The 24,600-nt window shown below is 70.5% G+C and carries 28 protein-coding genes; 7 read left to right on the top strand and 21 right to left on the bottom strand.

What is annotated here, in order from left to right:
- Nucleotides 1-13: 13 nt before the first annotated feature.
- The 8 genes from ACQHIV_RS01030 to ACQHIV_RS01065 all read right to left on the bottom strand — a co-directional run bounded on the left by ACQHIV_RS01030 (nucleotide 14) and on the right by ACQHIV_RS01065 (nucleotide 7,207).
- Nucleotides 14-865, bottom strand: coding sequence for a hypothetical protein (locus ACQHIV_RS01030; protein ID WP_427890729.1), 852 nt, complete (start codon nucleotides 863-865; stop codon nucleotides 14-16).
- Nucleotides 862-1,473: an RNA polymerase sigma factor gene (locus ACQHIV_RS01035; RefSeq protein ID WP_427890731.1), complete on the bottom strand. Its 612-nt coding sequence runs from the start codon at nucleotides 1,471-1,473 to the stop codon at nucleotides 862-864. The genes ACQHIV_RS01030 and ACQHIV_RS01035 overlap by 4 nt, the downstream gene beginning before the upstream one ends.
- A gap of 90 nt (nucleotides 1,474-1,563) precedes the next feature.
- The gene (locus ACQHIV_RS01040) at nucleotides 1,564-1,914 is read right to left on the bottom strand and encodes a DUF488 domain-containing protein (RefSeq protein WP_427890733.1); all 351 of its coding nucleotides are present in this window, start codon (nucleotides 1,912-1,914) and stop codon (nucleotides 1,564-1,566) included.
- Complete coding sequence (locus tag ACQHIV_RS01045; protein ID WP_427890735.1) at nucleotides 1,877-3,154, bottom strand: MFS transporter; 1,278 nt, start codon at nucleotides 3,152-3,154, stop codon at nucleotides 1,877-1,879. Before ACQHIV_RS01045 ends, ACQHIV_RS01040 begins: the two co-directional genes overlap by 38 nt.
- Entirely contained in the window at nucleotides 3,151-4,338 is a 1,188-nt protein-coding gene (locus ACQHIV_RS01050; RefSeq protein WP_427890737.1) for an amidohydrolase, read from the bottom strand. The genes ACQHIV_RS01045 and ACQHIV_RS01050 overlap by 4 nt, the downstream gene beginning before the upstream one ends.
- Before the next feature lie 556 nt (nucleotides 4,339-4,894).
- A complete protein-coding gene (locus ACQHIV_RS01055) occupies nucleotides 4,895-5,530 on the bottom strand; it encodes a GntR family transcriptional regulator (protein ID WP_427890739.1) in 636 nt (211 codons plus the stop codon).
- 49 nt (nucleotides 5,531-5,579) lie between these two features.
- Nucleotides 5,580-6,227, bottom strand: coding sequence for a response regulator (locus tag ACQHIV_RS01060; protein WP_427890741.1), 648 nt, complete (start codon nucleotides 6,225-6,227; stop codon nucleotides 5,580-5,582).
- Nucleotides 6,224-7,207: a HAMP domain-containing sensor histidine kinase gene (locus ACQHIV_RS01065; protein ID WP_427890743.1), complete on the bottom strand. Its 984-nt coding sequence runs from the start codon at nucleotides 7,205-7,207 to the stop codon at nucleotides 6,224-6,226. Before ACQHIV_RS01065 ends, ACQHIV_RS01060 begins: the two co-directional genes overlap by 4 nt.
- A 115-nt stretch (nucleotides 7,208-7,322) precedes the next feature.
- Here ACQHIV_RS01065 and ACQHIV_RS01070 point away from each other — a divergent pair, with 115 nt between their 5' ends.
- The 3 genes from ACQHIV_RS01070 to ACQHIV_RS01080 all read left to right on the top strand — a co-directional run bounded on the left by ACQHIV_RS01070 (nucleotide 7,323) and on the right by ACQHIV_RS01080 (nucleotide 8,682).
- Entirely contained in the window at nucleotides 7,323-7,634 is a 312-nt protein-coding gene (locus tag ACQHIV_RS01070) for a TraR/DksA family transcriptional regulator (RefSeq protein WP_427890745.1), read from the top strand.
- A gap of 8 nt (nucleotides 7,635-7,642) precedes the next feature.
- Nucleotides 7,643-7,978 (top strand): TraR/DksA family transcriptional regulator, encoded by a 336-nt coding sequence (locus ACQHIV_RS01075; RefSeq protein ID WP_427890747.1) that lies wholly within the window; start codon nucleotides 7,643-7,645, stop codon nucleotides 7,976-7,978.
- Between the two features lie 143 nt (nucleotides 7,979-8,121).
- Nucleotides 8,122-8,682, top strand: coding sequence for a rod shape-determining protein (locus ACQHIV_RS01080; RefSeq protein ID WP_427890749.1), 561 nt, complete (start codon nucleotides 8,122-8,124; stop codon nucleotides 8,680-8,682).
- A gap of 23 nt (nucleotides 8,683-8,705) precedes the next feature.
- Here ACQHIV_RS01080 and ACQHIV_RS01085 read toward each other — a convergent pair whose 3' ends face one another.
- Nucleotides 8,706-9,194, bottom strand: coding sequence for a pyridoxamine 5'-phosphate oxidase family protein (locus ACQHIV_RS01085; RefSeq protein WP_427890751.1), 489 nt, complete (start codon nucleotides 9,192-9,194; stop codon nucleotides 8,706-8,708).
- Nucleotides 9,195-9,278: 84 nt separating this feature from the next.
- Here ACQHIV_RS01085 and ACQHIV_RS01090 point away from each other — a divergent pair, with 84 nt between their 5' ends.
- Nucleotides 9,279-11,144 (top strand): hypothetical protein, encoded by a 1,866-nt coding sequence (locus ACQHIV_RS01090; protein ID WP_427890753.1) that lies wholly within the window; start codon nucleotides 9,279-9,281, stop codon nucleotides 11,142-11,144.
- On the opposite strand, the gene ACQHIV_RS01095 is transcribed toward ACQHIV_RS01090, so the two are convergent.
- Nucleotides 11,117-11,815, bottom strand: coding sequence for an SDR family NAD(P)-dependent oxidoreductase (locus ACQHIV_RS01095; RefSeq protein WP_427890755.1), 699 nt, complete (start codon nucleotides 11,813-11,815; stop codon nucleotides 11,117-11,119). The genes ACQHIV_RS01090 and ACQHIV_RS01095 overlap by 28 nt on opposite strands.
- Nucleotides 11,816-11,958: 143 nt before the next feature.
- Here ACQHIV_RS01095 and ACQHIV_RS01100 point away from each other — a divergent pair, with 143 nt between their 5' ends.
- Nucleotides 11,959-12,954: a sigma-70 family RNA polymerase sigma factor gene (locus tag ACQHIV_RS01100; protein ID WP_427890757.1), complete on the top strand. Its 996-nt coding sequence runs from the start codon at nucleotides 11,959-11,961 to the stop codon at nucleotides 12,952-12,954.
- Here the strand turns inward: ACQHIV_RS01100 and ACQHIV_RS01105 are convergent.
- Both ACQHIV_RS01105 and ACQHIV_RS01110 read right to left on the bottom strand, forming a co-directional pair.
- The gene (locus ACQHIV_RS01105) at nucleotides 12,937-13,641 is read right to left on the bottom strand and encodes an isocitrate lyase/PEP mutase family protein (RefSeq protein ID WP_427890759.1); all 705 of its coding nucleotides are present in this window, start codon (nucleotides 13,639-13,641) and stop codon (nucleotides 12,937-12,939) included. The two genes, ACQHIV_RS01100 and ACQHIV_RS01105, sit on opposite strands and share 18 nt — an antisense overlap.
- Complete coding sequence (locus ACQHIV_RS01110; RefSeq protein ID WP_427890761.1) at nucleotides 13,638-14,099, bottom strand: carboxymuconolactone decarboxylase family protein; 462 nt, start codon at nucleotides 14,097-14,099, stop codon at nucleotides 13,638-13,640. Before ACQHIV_RS01110 ends, ACQHIV_RS01105 begins: the two co-directional genes overlap by 4 nt.
- 240 nt (nucleotides 14,100-14,339) lie before the next feature.
- Between ACQHIV_RS01110 and ACQHIV_RS01115 the strand changes: the two genes are divergently transcribed.
- Nucleotides 14,340-14,519, top strand: a complete 180-nt coding sequence (locus ACQHIV_RS01115; RefSeq protein WP_427890762.1) for a hypothetical protein — start codon at nucleotides 14,340-14,342, stop codon at nucleotides 14,517-14,519.
- A gap of 21 nt (nucleotides 14,520-14,540) precedes the next feature.
- Complete coding sequence (locus ACQHIV_RS01120; RefSeq protein WP_427890764.1) at nucleotides 14,541-15,908, top strand: PLP-dependent aminotransferase family protein; 1,368 nt, start codon at nucleotides 14,541-14,543, stop codon at nucleotides 15,906-15,908.
- Here the strand turns inward: ACQHIV_RS01120 and mmuM are convergent, their stop codons facing one another.
- The 9 genes from mmuM to ACQHIV_RS01165 form a co-directional block, all read right to left on the bottom strand.
- Nucleotides 15,909-16,763 carry a homocysteine S-methyltransferase gene (mmuM, locus tag ACQHIV_RS01125; RefSeq protein WP_427890766.1) on the bottom strand — a complete coding sequence of 285 codons (855 nt, stop codon included), beginning with the start codon at nucleotides 16,761-16,763 and terminating at the stop codon, nucleotides 15,909-15,911. It abuts the gene before it with no gap.
- Nucleotides 16,764-16,767: 4 nt separating this feature from the next.
- On the bottom strand, nucleotides 16,768-17,694 hold the full coding sequence (locus ACQHIV_RS01130; RefSeq protein ID WP_427890768.1) for an FAD-dependent oxidoreductase: 927 nt from the start codon (nucleotides 17,692-17,694) through the stop codon (nucleotides 16,768-16,770).
- 433 nt (nucleotides 17,695-18,127) lie between these two features.
- Nucleotides 18,128-18,778 carry an esterase-like activity of phytase family protein gene (locus ACQHIV_RS01135; RefSeq protein WP_427890770.1) on the bottom strand — a complete coding sequence of 217 codons (651 nt, stop codon included), beginning with the start codon at nucleotides 18,776-18,778 and terminating at the stop codon, nucleotides 18,128-18,130.
- A gap of 29 nt (nucleotides 18,779-18,807) precedes the next feature.
- Nucleotides 18,808-19,632, bottom strand: a complete 825-nt coding sequence (locus ACQHIV_RS01140; protein ID WP_427890772.1) for a M55 family metallopeptidase — start codon at nucleotides 19,630-19,632, stop codon at nucleotides 18,808-18,810.
- Nucleotides 19,632-20,945, bottom strand: a complete 1,314-nt coding sequence (locus ACQHIV_RS01145; protein ID WP_427890774.1) for an enolase C-terminal domain-like protein — start codon at nucleotides 20,943-20,945, stop codon at nucleotides 19,632-19,634. The genes ACQHIV_RS01140 and ACQHIV_RS01145 overlap by 1 nt, the downstream gene beginning before the upstream one ends.
- A complete protein-coding gene (kdgD, locus tag ACQHIV_RS01150; protein WP_427890776.1) occupies nucleotides 20,942-21,856 on the bottom strand; it encodes a 5-dehydro-4-deoxyglucarate dehydratase in 915 nt (304 codons plus the stop codon). Before kdgD ends, ACQHIV_RS01145 begins: the two co-directional genes overlap by 4 nt.
- Before the next feature lie 52 nt (nucleotides 21,857-21,908).
- The gene (locus ACQHIV_RS01155; protein WP_427890778.1) at nucleotides 21,909-22,787 is read right to left on the bottom strand and encodes a LysR substrate-binding domain-containing protein; all 879 of its coding nucleotides are present in this window, start codon (nucleotides 22,785-22,787) and stop codon (nucleotides 21,909-21,911) included.
- Nucleotides 22,787-23,455: a FadR/GntR family transcriptional regulator gene (locus tag ACQHIV_RS01160; RefSeq protein ID WP_427890780.1), complete on the bottom strand. Its 669-nt coding sequence runs from the start codon at nucleotides 23,453-23,455 to the stop codon at nucleotides 22,787-22,789. Before ACQHIV_RS01160 ends, ACQHIV_RS01155 begins: the two co-directional genes overlap by 1 nt.
- On the bottom strand, nucleotides 23,452-24,567 hold the full coding sequence (locus ACQHIV_RS01165) for an L-talarate/galactarate dehydratase (RefSeq protein WP_427890782.1): 1,116 nt from the start codon (nucleotides 24,565-24,567) through the stop codon (nucleotides 23,452-23,454). The genes ACQHIV_RS01160 and ACQHIV_RS01165 overlap by 4 nt, the downstream gene beginning before the upstream one ends.
- Between the last annotated feature and the right edge of the window lie 33 nt (nucleotides 24,568-24,600).

The raw sequence follows: 24,600 nt of genomic DNA on the forward strand, positions 1-24,600 counted from the left end.
GCGCACAGCGAAGTTAGTTCGGCTGGTACCTCCAGATGTAGCTCCGCAGGCAGGTCTTCGGGTCCGGGTGCGCGCCGGCCGTCCCGAACCCCACGATCTTGCCGTCCGGGCCGACGTAGCACCGGTCGAACCCGGCGCGGACCTCCCCGTCGGTCCTTGGGCTCGTGTACACCAGCTTGCCGTTGGCGTCGTACCCACGGACCGTGTACGGCCGTACGGCGCTGTCGGTGCGCGGCCCGCGGACCCGGACGTACGGCAGCGCGGTGTAGAAGTACCCGTTCCGCAGCACGGCCTGGACCGGAGCCTGGCCGGGGAGGGCGACCGTGATCCGCTTGATGTGCGCGGCGTACAGGCCGGTGCCGGCGCCCTTCAGCTCGACCGCGTGCAGCAGCGGCTGGCGGGGGGAGGCCGGCAGCATCGCGTTCAGGTTGCCCTTGGCATCGAATCCGCAGGACGCCCAGAACCCTTCGATCCTGATTACCACCCAGGTGGTGGAGAAGGCTCCGGAGGGTGGATCGGTGTACCGGAATCCGTCGAGCACCTGGTGCGACTTCGTCCTGGCCACGGTGGCAACGCGTTCGGCGCACAACGCACCCAGGGGGTTCCGGTCGGCCGCGTTCAGCGGCGCGATCGCCTGGCTGCCCGGGTGCGCCGGTACGGCCGCGGGCGCCGGGGCGCCGTCCTGCCGGAGCGCCGGGATGCCGATCGCGAGACCGGCGACGACCGCGACAACGGCCGCGGCGGCGAGTACCGGTACGGCGTGGTTGCGAGGCTTCCGGGTCGCTTCCCGGGCGACGATCGCGGTCAGCTCGGCGCGCTGCCGGGCGCGGGTCTCCGGACGCAGCTCCGGTGGGGTGGTGATCATGCCGGCGGCTCCAGGGGAGTGGGAAGGTTCAGCTCACGCAGGTGTTTCCGGGCCCGGGAGAGCCGGGACTTGACGGTGCCGAGCGGTACGTCGAGCGCGACCGCGGCGGCCTGCTGGTCGAGGCCGGCCCAGATGCACAGCTCGACGATCTCGCGCTCGTGCTTCGGGAGCCGTTTCAGCAACGCCCGCGCCTCCTGGATCCGCAGGTCGTCGTCCAGTCGCGCGGCGACGTCGTCGGCGTGGTCACGGACATCGGCGACCAGGACGTGCGCGGCCGCGACCGCCCGGCGGTACCTGAGCTTGGCGCGCCACTCGTTCCGGACGGTGTAGTCGGCGGTCCGCAAGAGCCACGGCAGCGCGGAGTCGCGGTCGAGTACGACGTCCTCGCGCCGCCGCCAGGCGTGCAGGAACACCGTGGACGTGAGGTCCTCGGCATCGCTCCACGACCCGGTCCGCCGGTACAGGAACGTGTAGACCGCCTGGGCGTGCCGGTCGTACAGCTGACCGAACGCCTCGCTGTCACCTTCCGCGGCGCGTTGCCACAGGAGGCCGTCGGGCAGGCTCGTGCCGAGCGGCGGGCCGTCCTGGACGACCTGTACGCCGCTCAAGGGCCTGCTCCCGGGCTGCTGCGCATGCACACTCCGATCTCGAGCTGTCTGACACCCCTCTTGTGTCGGACTGCCGGGAAAGGTTCCCGCTCAGCTCCTGCCGAGCAAACCGGCCAGCACGGCTGCCTGGCTGATCTCCACTTCCTTGGTGGCCGTCAGCAACGTCAACGTGCCCTGGGAGAGGCCTTCCAGTTGCGCGTACGCCGCGGCGCGTTCCGGGGCCTGCAGCTCGGTCTCGTAGCGGCGGGCAAACTCGTCGTACCGCTGGGGATCGTGCCCGTACCACTCGCGCAGTTCGTTGGACGGGGCCACGTCCTTGCACCACTCGTCGAGGTGGGCGCGGTCCTTGCTGACGCCCCGGGGCCACAGGCGGTCCACCAGCACCCGTACCCCGTCGCTTGCATCAGCTTCGTCGTAGATCCGCCGTACCTGCACCGTCATACCGCTCACGGTAACCGCTGTAGCGCAGCAGGGACGGCGTCCAGAGCGCCAGGGCGCCCAGGGTGGTCACCAGGAGCACAGCACTCACAAAGGTGGTGATGTTGACGCCGTAGTGCTCGGCGAACGCCCCCAGCGCCAGCGAGGCCACGGGCATGATGCCGATCGCCAGCTCCTGGACGCCGAGAGCGCGGCCGTGCAGCGGCTCCGGCGTCGTCATCAGCAGCAGCGTGGTCTGCAGTACGCCGAACGCCGCGCTCATCACGCCGATCCCGGTCATCAGCACGAACGACAGGACCACGTTGTGGGACAGGGCGAACAGCGCCCACAGCGCACCCCAGATCGACGTACCGACCACGAACAGGCCGCCCTTGAACCGGAAGTCGCCCAGCCACGCGATCACCAGCGACCCGGTCAGGCCGCCGACGCCGGCGCAGGTCAGCAGCCAGCCGAGGCCGGCCGCGTTCAGCCCGAGGGACTCCTGCGCGAACACCGGCATGAACGACTGCGCCACCGGCCAGAGCATCGTGTTCGCGGCCAGCGTGACCAGCAGGACCGTGGACGCCAGCCGGTTCCGGGCGATCTCGCGGAGCCCGCTGGTGACCATCCGGACCGCCGACTCCGTGTGCCCGCCGACCACCTGGCCGAACGCGCGCAACGGCAGCAACGCGACCAGCGACACGCCGTACCAGAACGTCGACACCCACAGCGCGGCCGGTGCGCCCAGCCCGGTGATCATCAGCCCGCCGATCGCGGGACCGATCACCTGGGTCATGTTCAGCGCCATCGAGTTCAGCGCGTTCGCGTTGCTGATGTTGTTCCGGCCGACGAGGTCCATCACCAGCGACGCACGGGCCGGCTGCGACGGCGACTGCGCCAGCCCGATCGCCAGCCCGCCGACGACCAGCACCCAGTACGTCGCCTTGCCGAGCGACGCGAGCGTGGCCACCGCACTGACGGCGACCAGCGCCCACGACGCCGCGATGATCAGCAGCCGGACCCGGTTGTGCCGGTCCGCGAACGCCCCCGAGAACGGCCCGAGCAGCAGCGGCGCGAGCCGTACGGCGGTGAACACCGCGACCAGGAAGTCCGAGTGCGTGCTCTCGTACGCGAGCCACCCGAGCACGAGCGTCTGCGTCCATACCCCGCCGAAGAAGAACAGGTTCGACAGCCACAGCAACCGGAACGCCCGGTTGTCCCGCAACGAGCCGAGCGTCCGCCCGACGACAGTCGCGGTACTCACACCTGGAGAAGGCCGTCGCGTACGACGACCTGTCCGCCGGCGATCACCGTCTCGCGCCGCGGCGCGCGCACCAGCACGTCCGGCGCGTTCTCCGCGTCCAGCAGCACGATGTCCGCGCGGGCGCCGACGGTCAGCCCGTGGTTGTCCCGGTGCACGAACGCGGCACCGTCCGTGGTCGCGAGCTCCACGGCGTACGTCAGGTCCTCGTCCGTCCGCAGCCCGTGCAGCCGGGCGAACCCGCGGGCGATCTGCAACAGGTCGCCGTCGCCGTACGGCGACCACAGGTCGCGGATACCGTCCGTCCCGAGGCCGATCGGCACGCCCGCGGCGCGCATCTCGCGGAACGGCAGCGGCGCCGAGGTTGCCGGGGCGACCGTGGTCCAGGAGATGCCCGCCGTACCGAGCAGCTCCACCATCTCGGACCGCCGGGCCGGGGCGAGCTCGCCGAGGGCGAACCCGTGCGACACGTTCACCTTGCCCTGCAGGCCGGTCTGGATCGTGCGGTCGGCGAGCAGCTCGTACTGGAACGCGCCGAGGTCACCGTGGTCGTGCAGATGCAGGTCGAGCCCGACGCCACGCCGGACCGCGATCTCGAACAGCCCGTCCAGCTGGCCGACCGGGTCGCGGTCGATCGTCGCCGGGTCCAGGCCGCCGATGCTGGTCGCACCCTCGGCCGCGGCCTGGTCGAGCAGCTCGAGTACGCCGGGGCGCCGCAGTACGCCGTCCTGGGGGAAGGCGACGAGCTCGACCTCGACCGCGCCGTTCAGCTCGGCGGCTGCTTCGAGGACGTTCGCGATTCCGCGCAGCCCGACGCCGAGGTCGACGTCGACGTGCGTCCGGGTGGCCGTCGTACCGTGGCGGAGGAACTCACGCAGTACGGCGGTTGCTCCCTTGACGCTGGGGATGCCGTATTTGTCGCGTTCGGCGCGCTCGTGCGCGATCCGGCCCTGGGTGGTTGGTTGGCCGCCGTACGAGACCCATGGCTGGCCCCACCAGCTCTTGTCGACGTGGGCGTGGGCGTTGACGAACCCGGGGAGGGCGAGGAGTCCGCGGCCTTCGACGCGCTCGTCCGTGGTGGTGCCGCTCCCGGTCGGGGAGAGGTCCGAGATGACACCGTCGACGATCGTGACGTCAACCGCGTCGCCGCCCCAAGGGCGCACGTCGGCAAGAAGTAGAGAGGTCATGGATAGAATGGTATACCAAAATGCGGAGTGGGGGCGCGGGGCTCTGCTGGGGGTAGGAAACCCACACTCGTTCTCGCGACCACCTGCCTCTTCGCAGCCTTGTCGGGGTGAGTGGGCGGGGGATCCCACCTCCGGTTCGCGCGACCACCTGCCACTTCAGCACCTGCTCGGGGTGGGCGGGCGCCAACCACCCTCCTCTCCACGAGCACGTCCGCTCCCCATACCTCCTGGTGGGTGGGCGGGGAAACCACCTCCAGTTCGCGCGACCACCTGCCTCGTCACCACCTCCTCGGGGCAGGTGGGCCGGCCAACCACCTCCGGTTCGCGCGACCACCTGCCCCGTCACCACCCTCGGGGTGGGTGGGCGGGGAAACCACGTCCCGTCCGCGCGACCACCTGCCACTTCACCACTTGCTCGGGGTGGGTGGGCGGGCCAACCACCTTCCCGTCCCACGACCACGTCCGCTCCCCACACCCCACTAGGTGGGTGGGCGGGAAATCCACCTCCCGTCCGCGCGACCACCTTCCTCCTCACTACCTAAGAGGGAGTACAGAATCAGGCGGGGTTGCGGAGGTCGCGGAGGAGTTGTTGTGCCTGCGCAAGGTGTTCGCCGGCCAACCGATCCGCCAGGTCCACGTCCCGGTTTGCGATCGCGGTGAAGAGTTCGCGGTGTTGCCGCGCGACCCCCAGAAGATCGTCGTGCTGGGCGAGCAGCCAGCGGATCCGGCTGCGCAGCGGGCGTTCGATCTCGACGAGCAGTTCGTTGGATGCGAGTTCGGTGACCAACTCGTGGAAGTCGGCCGCCTTCCGCCGGGCGAGTACGGCGTTCCCGGCCGTCGCGGCCTCGAAGTGCTCGTCGAGCGTTGCCTGCAGCCGATCCAGCCCTTCGCGGGTACGCCGTTCCGCCGCGAGCCGGAACGTCAACGGCTCGAACGCGGTCCGTACCTCGAGCAGGTCCGCGATGTCGGAGTCGGTGAACGTCCGCACCACCGCCCACGACCGCGGCCGCAGTGTCACCAGCCCCTCGCCGACCAGCGCCTTGAGCGCCTCCCGCACGGGCACCCGGCTGACGTCCAGAGCGGTCGCCAGTTCGCGCTCGACGAGCCGCTCGCCGGGTGCGCGTACCCCGTCGAGGATCTCGTCGCGCAGCCGCCGCGTCACCCGCTCGGTCTCGGACTCCCGAGTCTCCACCGCAGAACCTCCCGCCGGATTTGGCATACCATTATCCATGCGCCGGGTGTCAGGGTTCGAGCAGCCCGGCCCGGATCGCGTACCTGGTGAGGTCCAGCCGGTCCCGGAGCCCGAGCTTCTGCAGGATGTTCGACCGGTGCCGCTCGACGGTCTTCACGCTGATCGTGAGCAGCTCGGCGATCTCCTTCGAGGAGTTGCCCTCAGCAACGAGCTTGAGGATCTCCTCCTCCCGCGCGGTGAGGATCTGTTGCGGCAGGTCGGCACCCTGCCGGACTCGTTCCAGGTAGCTGCGCACCAGCCGCGTCATCGCGCCCGGGTACAGGAACGGCTCGCCACGCATCGTCGCCCGGCAGGCTTCGACGAGGTCCCGGTCGAGTACGGACTTCAGCACGTACCCGGACGCGCCTGCCTTGAGTGCCTGGAAGAAGTACTGCTCGTTGTCGTACATGGTGAGCATCAGCACCCGCACGTCCGGCGCCACCGCGGACAGTTCGCGGGCCGCCTGCAGCCCGGTCATCCGCGGCATCGCGATGTCGAGGATCGCCAGGTCCACGGGCTGCCGGCGGCAGATCGCGACCGCTTCGCTGCCGTCGGACGCCTCCGCGACGACCTGCAGGTCCGGTTCACCGTCGAGGATCAGCCGTACGCCGCGCCGTACCAGCGCATGATCGTCGGCCAGCAGAATCTTCGTCGTCACGAGGCGCTCCCGGCAGAGTCGGCCGTGGACCCGCCGGCCGGCGCCGTCAAACTGACCCGCGTACCACCGGAGGATCCGTCTCCGACCTCCAGTGTCGCGCCGATCAGCAGCGCACGTTCCCGCATCCCGCGGATCCCGGCGCCCTCGTGCGCCAGCCCGGCGCCGCGCCCGTCGTCCTCGATCCGCAGTACGACGGCCGGCCCTTCCCGTACCAACGACAGCTCGATCCGCGTCGCACCCGCGTGCCGCGCGACATTCGTCAAGCTTTCCTGAGCCACCCGGTACAGCACCAACTCGGTCTGCTCGTCCAGCTCCAGCCCGCTGTCGAACCGCCGCTGGATCTCCAGCCCGGTGTGGTCCGACACCTCGGTGGCGAGCGCGGTCAACGCGCTGGTCAGCCCGAGGTCCTCCAGTACGCCGGGCCGCAGCCGGTGCGCCAACCGCCGTACCTCGTCCAGACTCGCGCGGGTCGTCTCCTGCGCTTGCACCAGCTCGTTCCGCAGCCCGGGATCCGGCGAGCGATCGGCCGCCCGTTTCAGATCCATCAGTACGGCGGTCAGCGTCTGCCCGACCTCGTCGTGCAGCTCCCGCGCGATCCGCCGGCGCTCGGACTCCTGCGCCGACAACGCCCGCGCCGCACTGGTCGCCCGCTCCTGCTCCAGCCGGTCGAGCATCGCGTTGAACGCCCGCAGTACGTCCGGTACGCCGCCGTGCCCCTGCACGGGCAGCCGCTGCCCGGGCCGCAGTACGTCGACCGTGGACATCCGCCGGTTCAGCCGTGCCAGCGGAGCCAGGCCGACGCGGAGGAGTACGGCGTTCGCGACCAGCATCACGGCGAGGCCGCCGATCAGTACGGACGCCTCGGTGAACAGCACCGGTACCGAGACGGTCACCGGCGCCCACAGCAGCAGGGCGGTCGCAGCGCCGAGTACGACCGCGTTGAGACCGAAGATCCGCCAGAACAGCGCCACCGCGGGCACGCTCCTTCCATGAACGAGATTCCCGCCACTATGGCAGCCCTGGCGCGATCGCACCGGCGCAAGATGGGTGTTGGTCCCGATAGGCAACCCGCGCGGCAGCGGCCATGGTGTGGGCATGAAGAGCCCGAAGACCGCACCCGACCACAGGGTGCACGAGACCCTGCAACGGTTGCAGCACGAGCGGAACACCCGGCTCGCGCAGCTGAACGCGATGGAGGCCGACAAGCCGAACTCCAACGAGGACCTGGTGACGGCCCAGACGACCGCGATCCGGCTGGTCCTGAAGGAGATCGACGCCGCGGTCGAGCGCGTGTCGGACGGGACGTACGGCGTCTGCGGCGGCTGCGACGCCCGGATCCCGGTCGGCCGGCTGGAGATCCTGCCGTACGTCCGGTACTGCGTCCGCTGCCAGCAGTTGGCGCTCTGAGGAGACCCGTGAACAGCCAGGCTCGGACGAATCGACGCAACGGGGGCCTGCCGCGGGAGGAGCTCGCAGTACTGCGGGCGAAACTGCTGGATCAACGCGCCTTCCGGAGCGAACAGCTGGCCGGGTACGGCGGGAACGCGGTGCTGGACGAGGTACGCAGCCAGTTGGTGGTCGCGGCCCGGCTGGTGCTGGCAGACGTGGAGGCCGCACTGGACCGCATGTCCACCGGCCACTACGGCCACTGCCGCGCCTGCCGAGGCCCAATTGAACTCCCGCGTCTCCGCATCTGCCCGGAGTCGCTCTACTGCACCCTGTGCCACCAAGAACGGGAAACAGACCGGTGAACCGCCCTCGTGGGGTGGCTTTGGATGTTGGGAGTGCTCGGGCTCGGGTTTGGAGTTCGGGGCGGGGGCTGGTGCTGGATGCGCCGACGGCCGGGCGGGGGCGGCGGTTGGTGGAGCGGGGGTGTTTTGAGGATCTGGCGGGGGTGGCTGCGCTGGTTGGTGCGGTGGTGACGGATGGGCGGCGGGAGCGGTTGAACGCGGTGGTGACGACGCCTGTGCTGTGTGACGACGTGCACCGAGAGAACGTTCGTACCGTGCTGGCTGAGCTGGGTGTCGTATCTGTTGTGCTGATCGACAGTGTGAAGGCGGCGGCGTTCGGGGCGGGAGCGGATGTGACCGAGCCGCTGCTTGTCGCCGACCTCGGTGCTCAGCTGACGGAGGTCGCGCTGGTCGTGGGCGGTGCGATCGTCGGGGCACGGCGTACCGCGCTCGGTCTGGACGACGTACGGACGGTGTTCCCGATCGTCGAGGTGGCGGGTGAGTCGCTGCTCGAACTGCTCCATGGCGAGCACGGCGCCCTGGTGGTCGACGCGCTCGACCGGGGCGTGCTGCTGACCGGCGGCGGCGCGCTCCGCCCGGAGATCACCTACAAGCTCGGCCAACGCCTCGGCGCCCGCGTCACCCCGGCACCGGCCCCGCACACGGTCGCCGTCCGCGGCGCGGCCGCCGCCCTCCAAGCGACCCACCGCCACCCCACCGCCTGAGCCGACCACACCCGCCGGCCGGGTCAGCCGGCTGTCTTCTCGCGAATGATGTCCTCGACCGCTTTCGGGATCGTGGTCTCGAAGTCGAGGAGCTTGGCCCAGGTCAGCGTGACGCGGATGACCGCCATCTCGTCGTACAGCGCCTGCACACCCTCTGCCCAGGCCGGGTACTGCTCGTCGGTCATCACCTTGTGCCCGGCGACCAGGTACCCCTCGGGTACGCCGGCCACCAGCTCGACCTCGGCGGTGCCGCGGAGAAGCAGGACCTTGGGCGGGAAGGCGCCCGTGTCGATCGTCAGCGCGACCTTCGGGTTCTTCTTCAGCGCCGCGACCTTGGCGGACTTCGGTACGGTCGCGATCACGATCTGGTCGCCCTCGACCCAGAACCCGATCGGGATCACCCGCGGGTCCCCGTCCAGGCCGTCGTACGCGAACCGGGCCGGTTCGGAGCCGTTCAGGAGGTCCTGCGAGTACGGCTTGGCGAGGATCTCGGCGATCTGCTGCTTGTTCATGGCTGGTTCCCATCGCTAGTAGGTGCTTCTCATCAGGGGGACGGAGCCGCCGACAGCTTCTCGACATCGATAGGTTGGCGAATCGTGGAAAGTTTTGACTTCGGTCCGGGACAGGTCCAGCTGTACGACGACGGTGCAGTAGCTCAGGTCCTGCACCCCGACGGCCGCCGCCTGCTGCTGGACGAGGGCGTGGTGCACGACAGCCTGCATGCCTGGGGCAAGGGCTTCGTGATCACCGACCACGGTTCGTACCGCTTCGACAACCCGGCGCACACCCGCTGGCGGAGCACCGGGATCGACCTGCTGTACCAGTTCGGCGACCTCGAACTCCGCGTCGGCCGCCGCTTCGGCGACCGCTGGACCGAGACGTACGAACTCCGCAACGCCGGCGACACCCCGATCCAGCTCGGCTCGGTAGCGATCAGTACGCCGTACCGCGACATCTACACCTCCAGCCGGGAGAGCCTGACCGGCGCGGTGCACGCGCACGTATGGACAGGCGGCGCCGACGCCTGGGTCTGGGCGACGCCGATGGACGGCAGCGGTCCGGGTCTCGGGCTGCAGCTCACGGAGGGCGAGCTGTGGGCGTACTCCGTGGAGTCCCGCGAGCCCGGGACCAGCAGCAACAGTCGCGGGCACATCTACCTACACGTCACCGACCACGCCCGCGCACCGCACGCGATGGGCGGTCAGCCGGCGATCACACTCGCACCCGGTGCGACGTACCGCTGGACCTGGCAGCTCGGCTGGTACGACGACCTGCCCGCCTTCCACGCCGACCGCTCACCGCAGCTCACCGCCGAGCGCCTCGCGGCAGAGGTGGGGGAGACTCTCGAATTCACCGGTGCCGATCCGTTGACCAGCGACGTCCCGGGCGTCCACCACGTCTCGTCGTACGACGGCCGCTCCCGGGTCGCGGTGCTCTTCCACGAGCCGCTGCGGGTGATCGCCGAGCGCCGGGTGCGGTTCGTCCTCGACCACCAGCGGCGACCCGAGCTGGCCGGGAACCGCAGGTACGCGTTCGTGCCGTACGACAACGACAGCGGCCTGACCGTGCCGGCGAGCGCGTGGCGCGACTGGTCCGACGCCCGCGAGCGTGTCGGCATGGCCCTGCTGCTGCAGGAGGTCCGCGAGCGCGGCTGGGGTGATCGCGCCGAGCTGGACGAGGCGCTCAACGGATACGAGCAGTTCGTCCGCGAGTACCTGCTGGACGCCGAGGGGACGATCCAGGACGACAGCATCCACCAGAACGCCGTACGGCTCTACAACTTCCCGTGGTTCGCGCGCTTCCTGCTCGGGCAGGGCGACCGCGACGGCGCGACCCGGATCCTGAACCGGTACTACGAGCTCGGTGGCGACCACTTCCTCGCCTTCGACCTCGGCCCCCTGCTGACCGAGCTCGGCCTGGAGGAGCACCTGGTCCGGCACGCGCTGACCTTCATCGGGTACGGCGACGAGCTGCCGCCGCACGAGGTCAACTACGAGCAGTCGATGGTCGCCCCGCTCCTCGAACTGCTCGCGGCCGCCTACCGGACGGGCAAGATCGACGGTGCTGAGCTCACCCGCCGCCTGCCGTGGCTGACCGCGTTCGCCGCCGACCAGCCCGACGTACGCCTGCGGCATGTCGCGATTCGGCACTGGGACGGGTACTGGTTCGGCCGGTTGCGGCTGTGGGGCGACGTCTTCCCGCACTACTGGTCCGCGCTCAGCGCCGTCGTGTACGCCGCCTGGCCGCGCGACCTGGTGTCGCCCGCACAGGCAGCCTGGCTCGACGACGCCGAGGAGGCGATCCTGCGGGCGAACCTGGTCAGCTTCGCGCCGGACGGGTCGGCCACGTGTGCGTTCGTGTACCCGAGCTGCGTGAACGGCCAGCCCGCCCACGTCGCCGACCCACTCGCGAACGACCAGGACTGGGCGCTCGTCTACGCGCTCAGGAGCGCCGCGTTCTGACGTTCGAGCTGCTTGACGGCGCCGCTCGCCCACCCGGGGGCCAGCATCGCGGACAACGGGTCCGGGAAGATCTCCTCGTCCCCGGCCGCGACGCCGTCGAAGATCGCCCGCGCCACCGACTCCGGCGCCGCCTTCGGTACGTCGAGATCCCGCGACATGTCGGTGTCCGTCGGCCCCGTGAGTACGGCGTGGACGCGGACGCCCTGCGGTGCGAGCAGCGCCCGCTGCGCCTGGGTGAGCGAGAGCGCGGCCGCCTTCGAGATCGAGTACGACGGGATCATCGGCAGCGACGCCAGCGCCGCCACGGACAGGACGTTGACGATCGCCCCGCGGGCCTCGATCAGCCGCGGCAGGAACGCGGTCGTGAGGGCGAGCGGCCCGAACAGGTTCACGGCCAGGTGCTGTCCGAGCAGCGCCGGGTCGCTGAGGTTGTCGTACGCCGCGAGGCCGGCGTTGTTGACCAGGACGTCCAGCGACTCGACGGTCTTCGCCGCCGCCTCGATCTGGGCCTGGTCCGTGACGTCCAGCTCGAGGTACGTCACCCGCGGGTCCTGGTGCGTGCGCGGGACCCGCGTACCGGCGTACACGTGCTCGGCGCCCTGGCGCAGGGCCTCCTCGACGAGTGCTTGCCCGATGCCGCGGTTGGTCCCGGTGATCAGCACGTTCTGCATGGTGGTTCTCCGTTCGGCTGGCGCAGTGCTTGCACAGAGGACAGACCGTGAGTACGGCGGGAACTGGTCGCGCGGGGACCGATCAGTTCGGGCGCGTGCCGGTGTCAGCAACGGTGTGAGAAGAATGGTGACGGAGGTGTCTCATGCCGGACGAACTGCTGCAGCGGGCCCGCGAAGGTGACCGGGACGCGTTCGCGGCGCTGGTCGAGCCGTATCGCGCGGAGCTGCAACTGCACTGCTACCGGATGCTCGGGTCGCTGCAGGACGCGGAGGACGCGCTGCAGGAGACGTTGCTGTCGGCATGGATCGGGCTGGGCGGGTTCGAGGGCCGGTCGTCGGTGCGGACCTGGCTGTACCGGATCACCACCAACCGGTGCCTGAACATCCTCCGGTCGACGTCCCGCCGGCCGCTGCCCGCCGTACCGCTGCCGGTTCCGGCGCCGGAGCCGTCCCGGTCGGGGGAGGTGCTGTGGCTGCAGCCGTACCCGGACGACCTGCTCGCAGGACTGCCGGACCGGTTGCCGGGGCCGGAGGCGCGGTACGAGTCGCGCGAGGCGATCTCGCTGGCGTTCGTGACCGCGGTGCAGCTGCTCCCGCCGAACCAGCGCGCGGTGCTGTTGCTGCGCGACGTACTGGGGTATCGGGCCAGTGAGACGGCGGAGTTGCTCGGGTTGACGGAGGCCGCGGTCAACAGCGCGCTCGCCCGGGCTCGGGCGACTGTGAACGAGAAGGCGGTCCCCAGCCCGGTGGCGACCTCGGACGAGCAGGAGCTGACCGAGCGGTTCGTGGCGGCGTTCACGGCGCAGGACGTCGATGCGTTGATCGCGTTGATGACCAGCGACGCCTGGGTGCGGATGCCGCCGCTGCCGTTCGAGTACCAGGGCACCGAGGCGGCGCACCGGTTCTTCACCGCGCTCGCCGCGCACCGGCGGCAGATCGCCGCGATGGTCCCGGTGCGGGCGAACGGGCAGCCGGCCTGGGGCGAGTACGTCCGGGACCCGGTCACCGGCGGCCTGCACCTGATCGGGGTGCTGGTGATCGGCCTGTCCGGCGACCGGGTCCACGAGATCGTGCACTTCGAGACCACGGTCGCGCCGTACTTCGGGCTCCCGCGGACCCTTTCAGAGCCGGGGCAGTAGTTCGCGCAACTGGTCCATCACGTAGTTGTGCAGGCTGGTGCCGTACGAGATCCGGGTGGCGCCCGCTCCGGCCAGCTCGGCCTGGGTGGGTCCGCCCGGGGCCGCGTGCCCGTTGATCGGTCCGCCGACGCCCTCGGCCACCTGCTCGAGCTGGTCGAGCGGCGCGAGGATCGGGTACACGCAGTCGGCACCGGCGCGGCGGTACTCGCGGCCCCGCCGTACCGCCTCGGTCACCGGGTCGTCGTGGCGCCGCACGAACGTGTCGACGCGGGCGTTGATCACCAGCTCGGCGCCCGCGGCTGCCCGTACTTCGGCCAGGTAGTCGGCCTGCTGGGCGACGTCGACCAGCGCACCGCCGGCCGAGTCCTCCAGGTTGCAGCCGACCGCCCCGGTCTCCAGCAGCCGCTCCGCGAACTCCTTCGGCGGCAGCCCGTACCCGGCCTCCATGTCGGCCGTCACCGGTACGTCGACCGCGCGGACGATCTGCGCCACCGCGGCGAACATCGCCGCCGGCGGGGTCAGCTGCCCGTCGTCGTACCCGAGCACCCGGGCGACCGCCCCGCTGCTGGTGGCAACAGCGGGGAAGCCGGCGTCGGCGACGATCCGGGCGCTGACCGGATCCCACGCGTTCGGCAGGACGAGCGGCGTACCGCCGTGGTGCAGCGCGCGGAAGTGTTCGGCCGTCATGGCTTGTAGTGGCCGGGCTCCATCTTCCCGGTGACGCCGACGCGGGTCCACATGTTGATCGTGATGATCAGCGCGATCAGCTGGGCCAGGTCCTGCTCGCCGAACGCCTGCGCCGCGACCTCGTACACGTCGTCCGGGACGTGGTCGACGCTGATCAGCGTGATCGCCTCGGTCAGCTGCAGCGCCGCCTTCTCCTGCTCGGTGTAGAACTTGTGCGCCTCGCGCCACACCGGCAGCAGCGCGATCCGCTGCTGCTGCTCCGGGCCGAACTCCATCAGGTCGAGCGAGTGCATGTCGGTGCAGTACGCGCACCCGTTGAGCTGCGAGGCCCGGATCCGCACCAGGTGCGCCAGCTTCGGGTCGAGCCCGTTGTCGGACACCTTGTCCAGCTCGATCAGCGCCTTGTAGAAGTCCGGTACCAGATTGGCGAGCTTGACCCGCCGCGTCGTCGTTGTCATGCCTTCAATCTAGGCGAGTACCGGCCCGGACACCCGGTCCACTTCAGGGGTTGATCGGTGGGCCACTTTCCCGCAGATTGGCCTCCAGGACCCGCAGTACGTCGATCGCCTCGGACTGCTGCGCCGGCGTCAGGTCACCGACCGCGCTCGTCTCCAGCCGGAACCAGATCCGCTCTACCTCCCACCGTACGCCGCGACCGGCCGGGGTCCCCTCGAGCCTCGCGGCCGGGATCGCCGACGGTGCTGGTCACGGCGCGGATCATGCAGGGGGTCGGCGCGGCGATGCTCGCGCCGGCGACTCTCGCCGTACTCAACACGACCGTCACCGAACCTGGTGAGCGGGCCCGGGTGTTCCTGGTCGCGGCCGCTCTGGGACCGGCGATCGCGCTGGTCAGTGCGCTGCTGCCGCGCCGCGACTGAGGCGTTGTATGGTCCCGTGCCATGGAGGATTCGGGGGCCGACCTGCATCTGGAGCTGACCGCGGCGCGCGGGCGCGGAGACCTGGTGCGGGCGTTGCACGACTCGATCCGGAGCGGCCGGCTGGCGGCCGGGACGCGGTTGCCGTCGTCGCGGTCGCTGGCGAAGGACCTCGGGATCGCCCGGAACACGGTGGCGGACGCGTACGGGCAGCTGGTCGCGGAAGGCTGGCTGACCGCACGCCAGGGATCCGGGACGGTGGTCGCGAACCGGGCCGCGGTCCCGGCGACACCTGCCGTGTCGTTGCCCGAGGCCCGTAGTTTCCGGTACGACCTGACGCCCGGCGCCCCGGACGTGGCGACGTTCCCGCGGGCCGAATGGCTGGCCGCGACGCGAAAGGCGCTGACCGCGGCGCCGAACGAGGCGTTCGGGCTGGGCGACTCGCGCGGCCGGATCGAACTGCGCCGGGTGCTCGCCGACTACCTCGCCCGGGCGCGCGGTGTCCGGGCCGACCCGGAGCGGATCCTGATCTGCTCCGGGTACGTGCAGGCGCTCAGTCTGCTGAGCGAGGTGATCAAGAACCTCGGCGGTACCACGATCGCGGTCGAGGAGTTCGGGTACGCCCTGCACCGGGAGGTGATCCGGGCGCGCGGGCTGTCGGTGGCCGGCGTACCGGTGGACGAGTTCGGGGCGCAGACGTCCGCGCTGACCGGGCAGGGGGTGCTGCTGACGCCGGCGCACCAGATGCCGACGGGCGTGCCGCTCGCGCCGGAACGTCGGACGGCGGCGGTCGAGTGGGCGCGGGAGAGCGGGGCGGTGCTGATCGAGGACGATTACGACGGCGAGTTCCGGTACGACCGGCAGGCGGTCGGCGCACTGCAGGCGCTCGACCCGGAGCGGGTCGTCTACACGGGTACGGCGAGCAAGAGCCTCGCGCCCGGGCTACGGCTGGCGTGGATGGTGCTGCCGCAGCGCCTGATCGAGCCGGTGGTCGCCGCCAAACGCACCGCCGACTACCAGACCGCGACCCTCGAACAACTGGTCCTCGCCGAATTCATTGCCTCCGGCCACTACGACCGCCACGTCCGCCGCTCCCGCCTGCACTACCGCCGCCGCCGCGACCGCCTGGTCGAACTGCTCTCCGTCCGCGCCCCCGACGTCAAGGTCGCCGGCATCTCCGCCGGCCTGCACGTCCTCCTCGACGTCCCCGCCGACGCCGAGGACATCGTCACCCGAGCCGCCCGCCAAAGCCTCGGCCTGGCCACCCTCACCACGTACCACGTCAACCCCACCCCCACCACCCGGCAGGCGGTCATCGTCGGCTACGGCACCCCACCCGACCACGCCTACCCCGGCGCCCTCGACCTCCTCTGCCAGGTGCTGGGGGTGTAGCTAGCGGACGGCGGCTACCAGGGCGCGAATGTCTGGCGGGCCCACGCGACAACAACCGCCGATGTAGGTTGCGCCGGCTTTGATCCAGTCGGGTGCGTACTGCGCCGGGCCTGCACCTTCGCCCACCCACGCGCGGGCGCCCGCGTCCCAGCTCTCACCACGGTTGGGGTAGGCGATGGCGGACTTGCCGGTGACGGCGACCGCGGTTCGCACGGCGGGCAGGACGTCCTCGGGTGCGCAGCAGTTGACCCCGACGGCAATCACCTGGTTGACGGCGCCGGGGATGGCGAACGCATCGGCCAGTGGCTGGCCGGCGCGGGTGTTCAGACCTTCGATCGAGTAGGAGAACCACGCGGGTAGATCGAGCTCGGCCAGGAGCTCGACGAGGACTTCGGCTTCGTCGGCGTCGGGGATGGTCTCGACAGCCAGGAGGTCGGGACCGGCGGACGCGAGGAGTTCGAGGCGCGGGGCGTGGAAGTCGTGCAGTACCCGGCGGCTGACGCCGTACCTCCCGCGGTACTCCGAGCCGTCCGCGAGCATCGCGCCGTACGGGCCGACGGAGGCGGCGACCAGGCGGCCGGGGAACGTGTCGCGGACTTCGCGGGCGAGGTGGACGCTGTTGGTGATGAGGCGTTCGGCCTCGGCGCGGTCGACGCCGGCCCGCTCGAAGCCGACGACGCTGGCCTGGTAGCTCGCCGTGGTGGCGACCATTGCGCCGGCCTCGTAGTAGGCGCGGTGGACCGCGGCGATTTCCGACGGGGCGTCGCGCAGTAGGCGGGCGGACCACAGGGCGTCGGACAGGTCGTGGCCGCGGTCCTCCAAGGCGTTCGAGAGGCCGCCGTCGAGGATGACCACGGGGTCAGATGCTGCGGACAAGTTCCAGGACCTCGTCGGCGCAGCCCCACGAGAGGGTCACGCCGGAGCCGCCGTGGCCGTAGCAGTGGATGACGGGCTCGCCGGAGTGGGTACGGACGAGTTCGCAGCGGATCGCCGGACGCGCGGGACGGAGGCCGACGCGTTGCCGGATGATCTTGGCGTTGCGGAGCTGCGGGACCAGCTCGGCCGCCCGTTCGAGGATGTCGTTGGTGGTCTGCGGATCGACGGCCAGGTTCCAGTCGCCGGGTTGGCTGGTGCCGCCGACTACCACGTCGTTCCGGCGCGGTACGACGTACGTCAGCTCATCCTGTGAACGGTCCGCCAGCAACCACTCGGTCAGCCCGCACGGCTCGACCGTCAGCACCTGCCCGCGGACCGGCGTCACGGTCGGGTCGCTCGCGGTCAGCCGCCCGCCGAGGCCGGTGCAGTTCACCACCAGATCGGCGCCGGTCGGCAACGCGGACAGCGCGGCCCGGGTCAGCGTCCCGCCCGCCGCCTCGAGCCGTTTCACCAGCGCCGGCAGGTACGTCGGAATGTCGATCACCGGCACCGTGAACGCCCACCCGTCCGCGAACCCGGCCGGCGGCGACGCGACCCGGGTGAGGTCCGGCAGTACGTCGGCCCACGGCGGATCCGGCGTCGGCCGGACAAGGAACTCCCGCCCGTGCCTCAGTTCCACCGCCGGCTCACTCTCCGCAAGCTTGGCGAACTCCTCGTACGTCGCCCGCGACCACCCGGCCACCCGGTCCGCGGGCGCCGACAGGTACGGGTACCAGATCGCCGCCGCCACCGACGAGGTCGTCTCCAACGGCAGGTCCCGGGCGAACACCGCCACGTCGTACCCACCCTCGGCGAGCCGAATGGCACAACTCAACCCGATTACGCCCGCACCCACCACGATCACGCGCATCAACAGATTGTCACCCGTCCCCGAAGATCCCGCCACCCACACTGAACCGCTCGATCGCCGCCTCCCGCCGCCGCGGCCGACGCCCACGGCGCTCGCCACGGAACTGCGCCACTCATCAACCCAGGCGATCGGCCTGCTGGCCGTCGCGGCTGAGCGTGCCACCGCTTCGGCCGCGGCGGTTGCTGAGTGGCTGAGGTCCGCCCACGGCGGACGCCCAGGCCATCACAATCGCCGGATCCGGGACAGCCCGCGGCGGCGCGGCCGGCGATGCGCCGCATTGTGATGGCGTGGCGATCCGGGACAAGGTCCGGGAAGACCGGTCAGTGGAGGTTGACGGCCAGGGAGTAGAAGCGGGTGATTTGGGTGGGGCCGTTCTTGTCGTCTGAGAGGAGGTAGAGGTGGCGGCGGCCGTCTGGCAGGTAGGTGCCGAGAGCTAGGGCTTCGACGTTGTCCAGGAGGGGGTTGGGCTGTGGTTGCTTGGCGGTGGCGCCGGATGGTGGGCAGTCGGCCAGGTCGAACAGGACCTTCTTCTGCAGGAAGACCGACGCGGGTGCGTCCGCCGGGGGTGAACGTGCGTTCCATCGTGATCAGCTCGGTCGGGCTGACCCAGCCCATGTCGTCCAGCGCGAGCCCCGGGTCCGGCTTGTACGCGTACTGCGCGACCGGGCGGTACGCGCGCCCCGGAAGCCCGCCATACCGGATGATGCGGTTCCGGGTGCTGCCGTTTGCGTCGGTGCGTCGCGTTGGTCGTTGCCTCGCCGGCCGGGGCGACCTGGAATCGCGCAGGTACCGGCAGCGATGCGAGCTGCTTGCCGTCGGACAGCCGGAAGCGCCGGATCGACGGCTCCCGCTCCGAGGTCGCGAGGATCGTCCGGTTGCCGCGTTCGACGACCAGTCCTTCACCGTCGAAGTCGCCGCCGTTGTACGGCGTACCGTCGGGCCGCCGGAGGATCGTCATCCCGTCGACGCTCACCGAGGTCGGCCTGCTGTTCACACGCAGGTCGAACACCCGGGCCGGCGTGGTCCCGACGTTGTCGACCAGCGCGACCGCACGGTGCGGCGAGATCAGGTTGAGCGCCGACACCGCCGCGACCGGCTGCCCGCGACCAGAACCTACTCGCTCACCCCGCGGCTGAGAAACACCGTTGCGATGAACGTCCGGTAGAGCTCCAGCGGATCGTCGTTGCGGATAGCAACGACCTTGTCCTCGCGGCGTTCCACCCCGCGCAGTGCACACGCCAGCTCCGCGAAGGCGCGGCTGTGGAAACGTACGGTCAGCTCGGCGGGTAGGGTGATGCTTGGTGGGCGGATGTCGCTGAGGCGGGCGAGTGCGCGGCGCGCCCCGTCGTGGATCAGTTCGCGTGCTCGCTCCGGATGCACGGACAGGGCCGCGTTGTGCGAGATCGAGTCCTTCACTACGACCGACTCGATGTCCGGGCAGAACGGCTGTGCCTCGTCGATCGTGGTCCGGTCGCCCGAGATCAGTACGACGGGCACCTGGTAGGCGAGCGCCACCAGCGCGTTGATCCCCGCCTCACCCGTGATCGCCCCGTTCAGCCGGACCTCGGCGATCGCCCGCGGGTTGTACGTGTGGTGCAGCACGGACCCGGTCGACCCGGCGGAACCGTGGTACGAAACGAAGAAGATCGCGTCGAACGACGAGTCCAGCCCCTGCATCATGTACAGCGGCTTGTGCTTCCCGGACAGGTAGCTCGCCCGCCCGTGCAGCTCGTCCGGCCGGAGGTTCTGCATCGTCGAGTGCGAGTCGTTGACCAGGAACTCGGTCGCACCGGCCATCACGGCGCCGTCGATCGCGGCGTTCACCTCGGCCTGCAGTTGGCCGCGGTAGTACTCGTACTCCGTGGCGGGCCCGCGCGCCTGGCTCCAGTCGACGACGCCCGCCGTACCTTCCATGTCCGATGACAAGAAGACCTTCATCACCGCACCATACAAGGCCGCTTCGGGTCGAACTGCCAGTCCTCGATCAGGTACTGCATCGCGATCGCGTCGTTCCGCGCCCCGAGACCGTGCTCCAGATACAGCTCGTGCGCCGCGGCGAGCGCGTCCCGGTCGAGCTCGATGCCGAGCCCGGGTGCCGTCGGTACGGCGATCTCGCCGCCGGCGATCCGCAGCGGCTGCTTGGTCAGCGCCTGCCCGTCCTGCCAGATCCAGTGCGTGTCCAGCGCGGTGATCTCACCGGGCGCGGCCGCGCCGACGTGGGTGAACATCGCCAGCGAGATGTCGAAGTGGTTGTTGGAGTGCGAGCCCCAGGTCAGCCCGAAGTCGTTGCACAGCTGGGCGACGCGCACCGACCCGGCCATCGTCCAGAAGTGCGGGTCGGCGAGCGGGATGTCGACGGCGTCGGTACGGATCGCGTGCGCGAGCTCCCGCCAGTCGGTGGCGATCATGTTGGTCGCGGTCCGCAGCCCGGTACGTCGCCTGAACTCCGCCATCGTCTCGCGCCCGGAGAACCTGTCCTCGGCCCCGCACGGATCCTCGACGTACGCGAGCACGTCGTCGAGCCCCGAACACACCGCGACCGCCTCCCGCAGCAACCACGCCCCGTTCGGATCCACGGTGATCCGCGCGTCCGGGAACCGCGCGTGCAACGCCCGTACGGCGTCGATCTCCACGTGCGGGTCGAACACCCCGCCCTTCAACTTGAAGTCGGCGAATCCGTACCGCTCCTGCGCCGCCACCGCCAGCTCGACCACCGCGTCCGCGGTCAGCACCGGCCGCCGCCGCAGTCCCTCCCACCCATCCCCACCGGTGATGTAGGGCAGATCCGTCCGCGCTGCATCCCCCACGTAGAACAGATAACCCAGTACTGGGACCGCGGTGCGTTGCTGTCCTTCGCCGAGCAATTCGGCGACCGGCACAGACAGATGTTGGCCCAGTAGGTCGAGCAGCGCCGACTCCAACCCGGTGACGGCATGCACCGTGGTCCGGAGGTCGAATGTCTGCAACCCGCGTCCACCGCTGTCGAGGCCTTCGAATGTTGTGGAGATGGTGCGCAGCAAGCCCCGTTGCAGGGCGAGAGGCCGGCCCACAAGGCGACCGGCTGCCGCGCGGATCGTGGCGGCGATCTGCTCGCCGCCGGGGACCTCGCCCAGGCCGACGTTGCCCGAGCTGTCGGTCACGATCACGACGTTGCGGGTGAAGAACGGGCCGTGTGCGCCGCTCAGGTTCAGCAGCATGCTGTCGTGCCCGGCAACCGGCACGACCTCCACGGACACGACAGTCGGCGTCATTTCACCTTCTCGATCAACGCAGTCAGCAACGCGACCTCGTCCGCGGTGAGATCCTGCAGCGGCGGTCGCACCGGCCCCGCGGTGCGGCCGATCGCGTTCACCCCGGCCTTCACGATCGACACGGCGTACCCCTTGGTCCGGTCGCGGATGTCGAGGTACGGCAGCACGAACTCCCGCAGTTTCCGGTACACCGCGTCCCGGTCCTGCGCCAGTACGTCGGCGTAGAACCCGAGCGCGAACTCGGGCACGAAGTTGAAGATCGCCGACGAGTACGTGCTGTACCCGAGCTGCAGCAGCGGCAGCGCGAACGTCTCCGCGGTCGGCAGCCCGCCGACGTACGTCAGCCGCTCGCCGACCAGCGCGTACGTCCGGGTCATCTGCTCGACGTTCCCGACGCCGTCCTTCAGGCCGACCAGGTTCGGGTTCCGGTCCGCGAGCTCGGCGACCGTCACGTCGGTGAGGATCGCGTTCGCCCGGCTGTAGACCGTCACCCCGAGCCCGGTACCGCGGCACACCGCTGACACGTGCTCGATCAAACCACGCTGCCCGGCCTCCGTCAGGTACGGCGGGAACAACAGGATCCCGTCCGCGCCCGCCGCCTCGGCCGCCCGCGCGCCCTCGATCGCAGCCGCGGTCCCGCCGGTCGCGGGCGCGATCACCGGCACCCGCCCGCCGACCTCCGAGACGGCCGTCCGTACGACGGTGTCGATCTCGGCCGGCGTCAGCGAGAACCCCTCGCCGGTACCGCCCGCCGCGAACAGTCCCGCGACGTCGTACTGGCTCAACCAGGCCAGATGCTCGCGGTACGCCGCCTCGTGGAAGCTGAGGTCGTCGTGGAAGGCGGTGACGGGGAACGAGAGCAGCCCGGTCTTCAGCTGGGCCGCCAGCTCGGCGGGGGAGTAGTGGGTCACGCTGGTCAGCGTAGGAACGTCGGTGGATACCTGTCCAAGATCGTTTGTGGATCTAGTGATGCTCTGAGAGCATCGTGAGGACGCGCCGCAGCACCGGGCCAGTCGCGTCCCGCCGCCAGATCGCGTGCAGCTCGACGAGGTCGCCCGGGCCGTCGAGGTCGCAGTACGTCACCCCGTCGACGCCGAGGTGCCGCGCGGACGCCGGGACCAGCGCGACGCCGCGCCCGGCCGCGACCAGCAGGATCACGGTGAGGATCTGCTGCACCCGCTGCTCGATCCGAGGCTGCGAGTCGGCGAGGAACCGCACGGTCAGCTCGTGGAAGTACCGGGCCTGGGTCGGCGAGTAGCTGATCACCTGCTCGCCGGCGAAGTCCGCGGCGGTCAGCGGCCGGCCCAGCGACCCGAGCCGATGGTTGCCGGGGACAACGGCACACAGCGGCTCCCGGAACACGATCCGGCTGTCCAGTACGTCGAGGTCGAACGGCGGCCGGCCGAGCCCGAGGTCCAGCTCGCCGCGCAGCAGCCCGTCGACCTGGGCCGGGGTGACCCGCTCGTGCAGGATCACGTCGACGTCAGGCAGCTCCTCGGACAGCCTGCGCAACAAGGGACCGAGCGTACGGATCGCCGACGTCGCGGTGAACCCGAGCCGCAGCGTCCCGGCCGCACCCCGATCCACGCGCCGGGCGAGGTCGCCCGAGGTCTCCACCAGCGCGAGGAGTCGCCGCGCCTCGACCAGGAAGGCCCGCCCCGCCTCGGTCAGCTCGACCTTCCGGTTGTCGCGTTCGAGCAGCCGCGCGCCGACCGCCCGCTCGAGCTTCTGCACCTGCCTGCTCAACGGCGGCTGCGTCATGCTCAGCCGCTCGGCCGCCCGCCCGAAGTGCAACTCCTCGGCGACCGCGACGAACGCGCTCAACTGCTCCAGCGTGAACATCAGCGCAGCCGCGCCCGGGTGTTCGTCAGGTGCACCCGCGCCGCCGCGCGGGCCGCTTCGGGATCGGACCGCGCGATCGCGGCGTGGATGTTCTCGTGCTCGTGGATCACCCGGGTCAGGTGCTCGGGGTCGGACATCTCGTACGCCGGGTCGAGCCGGGTCCGCGGCAGCATGATCATCATCGGGCCGAGGTCCGCGACCAGCTCGCCGTAGAAACGGTTGCCGGACGCAACGGCAACCTTCAGGTGGAACGCGAAGTCGGCCGCAACGGACCGCCCCGGATCGTCGCCCACCCGGCGGAAGTCGTCGAGCGCTCGCTCGATCCCCTTCAGCTGATGGGCGGTACGCCGTACCGCGGCCAGTCCGGCCGCCTCGCTCTCGACGCCGATCCGGAAGTCCATCAGCTCGAGGACGTCGCGGTGCGAGCGGACCGCGCGCAGTCCCGGCGTACGCTCCGGAACCTCGAGGACGAACGACCCGCGGCCCTGGAACGTCTCCACCAGCCCGGCCGCCTGCAGCCGCGACACCGCCTCGCGGACGACGGTCCGGCTGACCCCGAACTCCTCGACGAGGCTGTTCTCACCCGGCAGCTTCTCGCCCGGCGCGATCTCGCCGTTGAGGATCCGCTGCTTCAGGTCCTCGACGATCTGGTACGCCAGGCCGCTCACGTGAACTCGCAGCTGTCGACCGTCCAGCGCGCGCACTGCTCACTGGTGGTGAAGCCGAGGCCGGGGCGGTCCGGGACGAGCATCCGGCCGTCGACCGTCTCCAGACGCTCGTTGAACAAGGGGTTCAGCCACTCGAAGTGCTCCACCCAGGGCTCCCGCGGGTACGCCGCCGCGAGGTGCAGATGGATCTCCATCGCGAAGTGCGGCGCGAGCTCCAGACCGTTGTGGTCGGCAAGCGTCGCCAGTTTCAGGAACGGCGTGATGCCGCCGATCCGCGGCGCGTCCGGCTGGATGACGTCGGCCGCGCGCGCCTCGATCAGCCGGACGTGCTCGCCGACGCTCGACAGCATCTCGCCGGTCGCGATCGGCGTGTCCAGCTGGGCCGCCAGCTCCGCGTGGCCGACCGCGTCGTACGCGTCGAGAGGCTCCTCGATCCAGACCAGGCCGAACTGCTCCAGCGTCCGGCCGACCCGGAGCGCCGTCGGCCGGTCCCACTGCTGGTTGGCGTCGACCATCAGCGGTACGCCGTCACCGAGGTGCTCGCGTACCTTGCGGACGCGGTCGAGGTCGATCCGGGTGTCGGGCTGGCCGACCTTGATCTTTATGCCGCCGATGCCGTCGGCGAGCGACTTCGAGGCGTTCTCGAGCACCTCGTCGATCGGCGCGTGCAGGAACCCGCCGGAGGTGTTGTACGCGCGGACCGAGTCGCGGTACGCGCCGAGCAGCTTGGCCAGCGGGAGACAGGCGCGCTTCGCCTTCAGATCCCAGAGCGCGATGTCGATCGCGGCGATCGCCTGTGTCGCCACCCCGGACCGGCCGACGGACGCGCCGGCCCAGAGCAGCTTGTCGTACACCTTGCCGATGTCCGACGGGTCCTCGCCGATCAGGGTGCCCGCGATCTCCTTCGCGTGTGCGTACTGCGCCGGACCGCCGGCCCGCTTGGAGTAGCTGAAGCCGATCCCGTGCCGGTCCTCGTCGGTGGCGATCTCGGCGAACAGGAACACCACCTCGGTCATCGGCCGCTGCCGGCCGGTGAGCACCTTCGCGTCGCTGATCGCCTGCTGCAGCGGCAACACGACCGACGACAACCGCACCTGCCGAATCCGCTCCATGGCAGGTGATCGTACAAGTGGTCGACTTGTCCA

The sequence above is a fragment of the Kribbella polygonati genome, assembly GCF_050320105.1.
In the GTDB taxonomy this organism is placed as follows: domain Bacteria; phylum Actinomycetota; class Actinomycetes; order Propionibacteriales; family Kribbellaceae; genus Kribbella.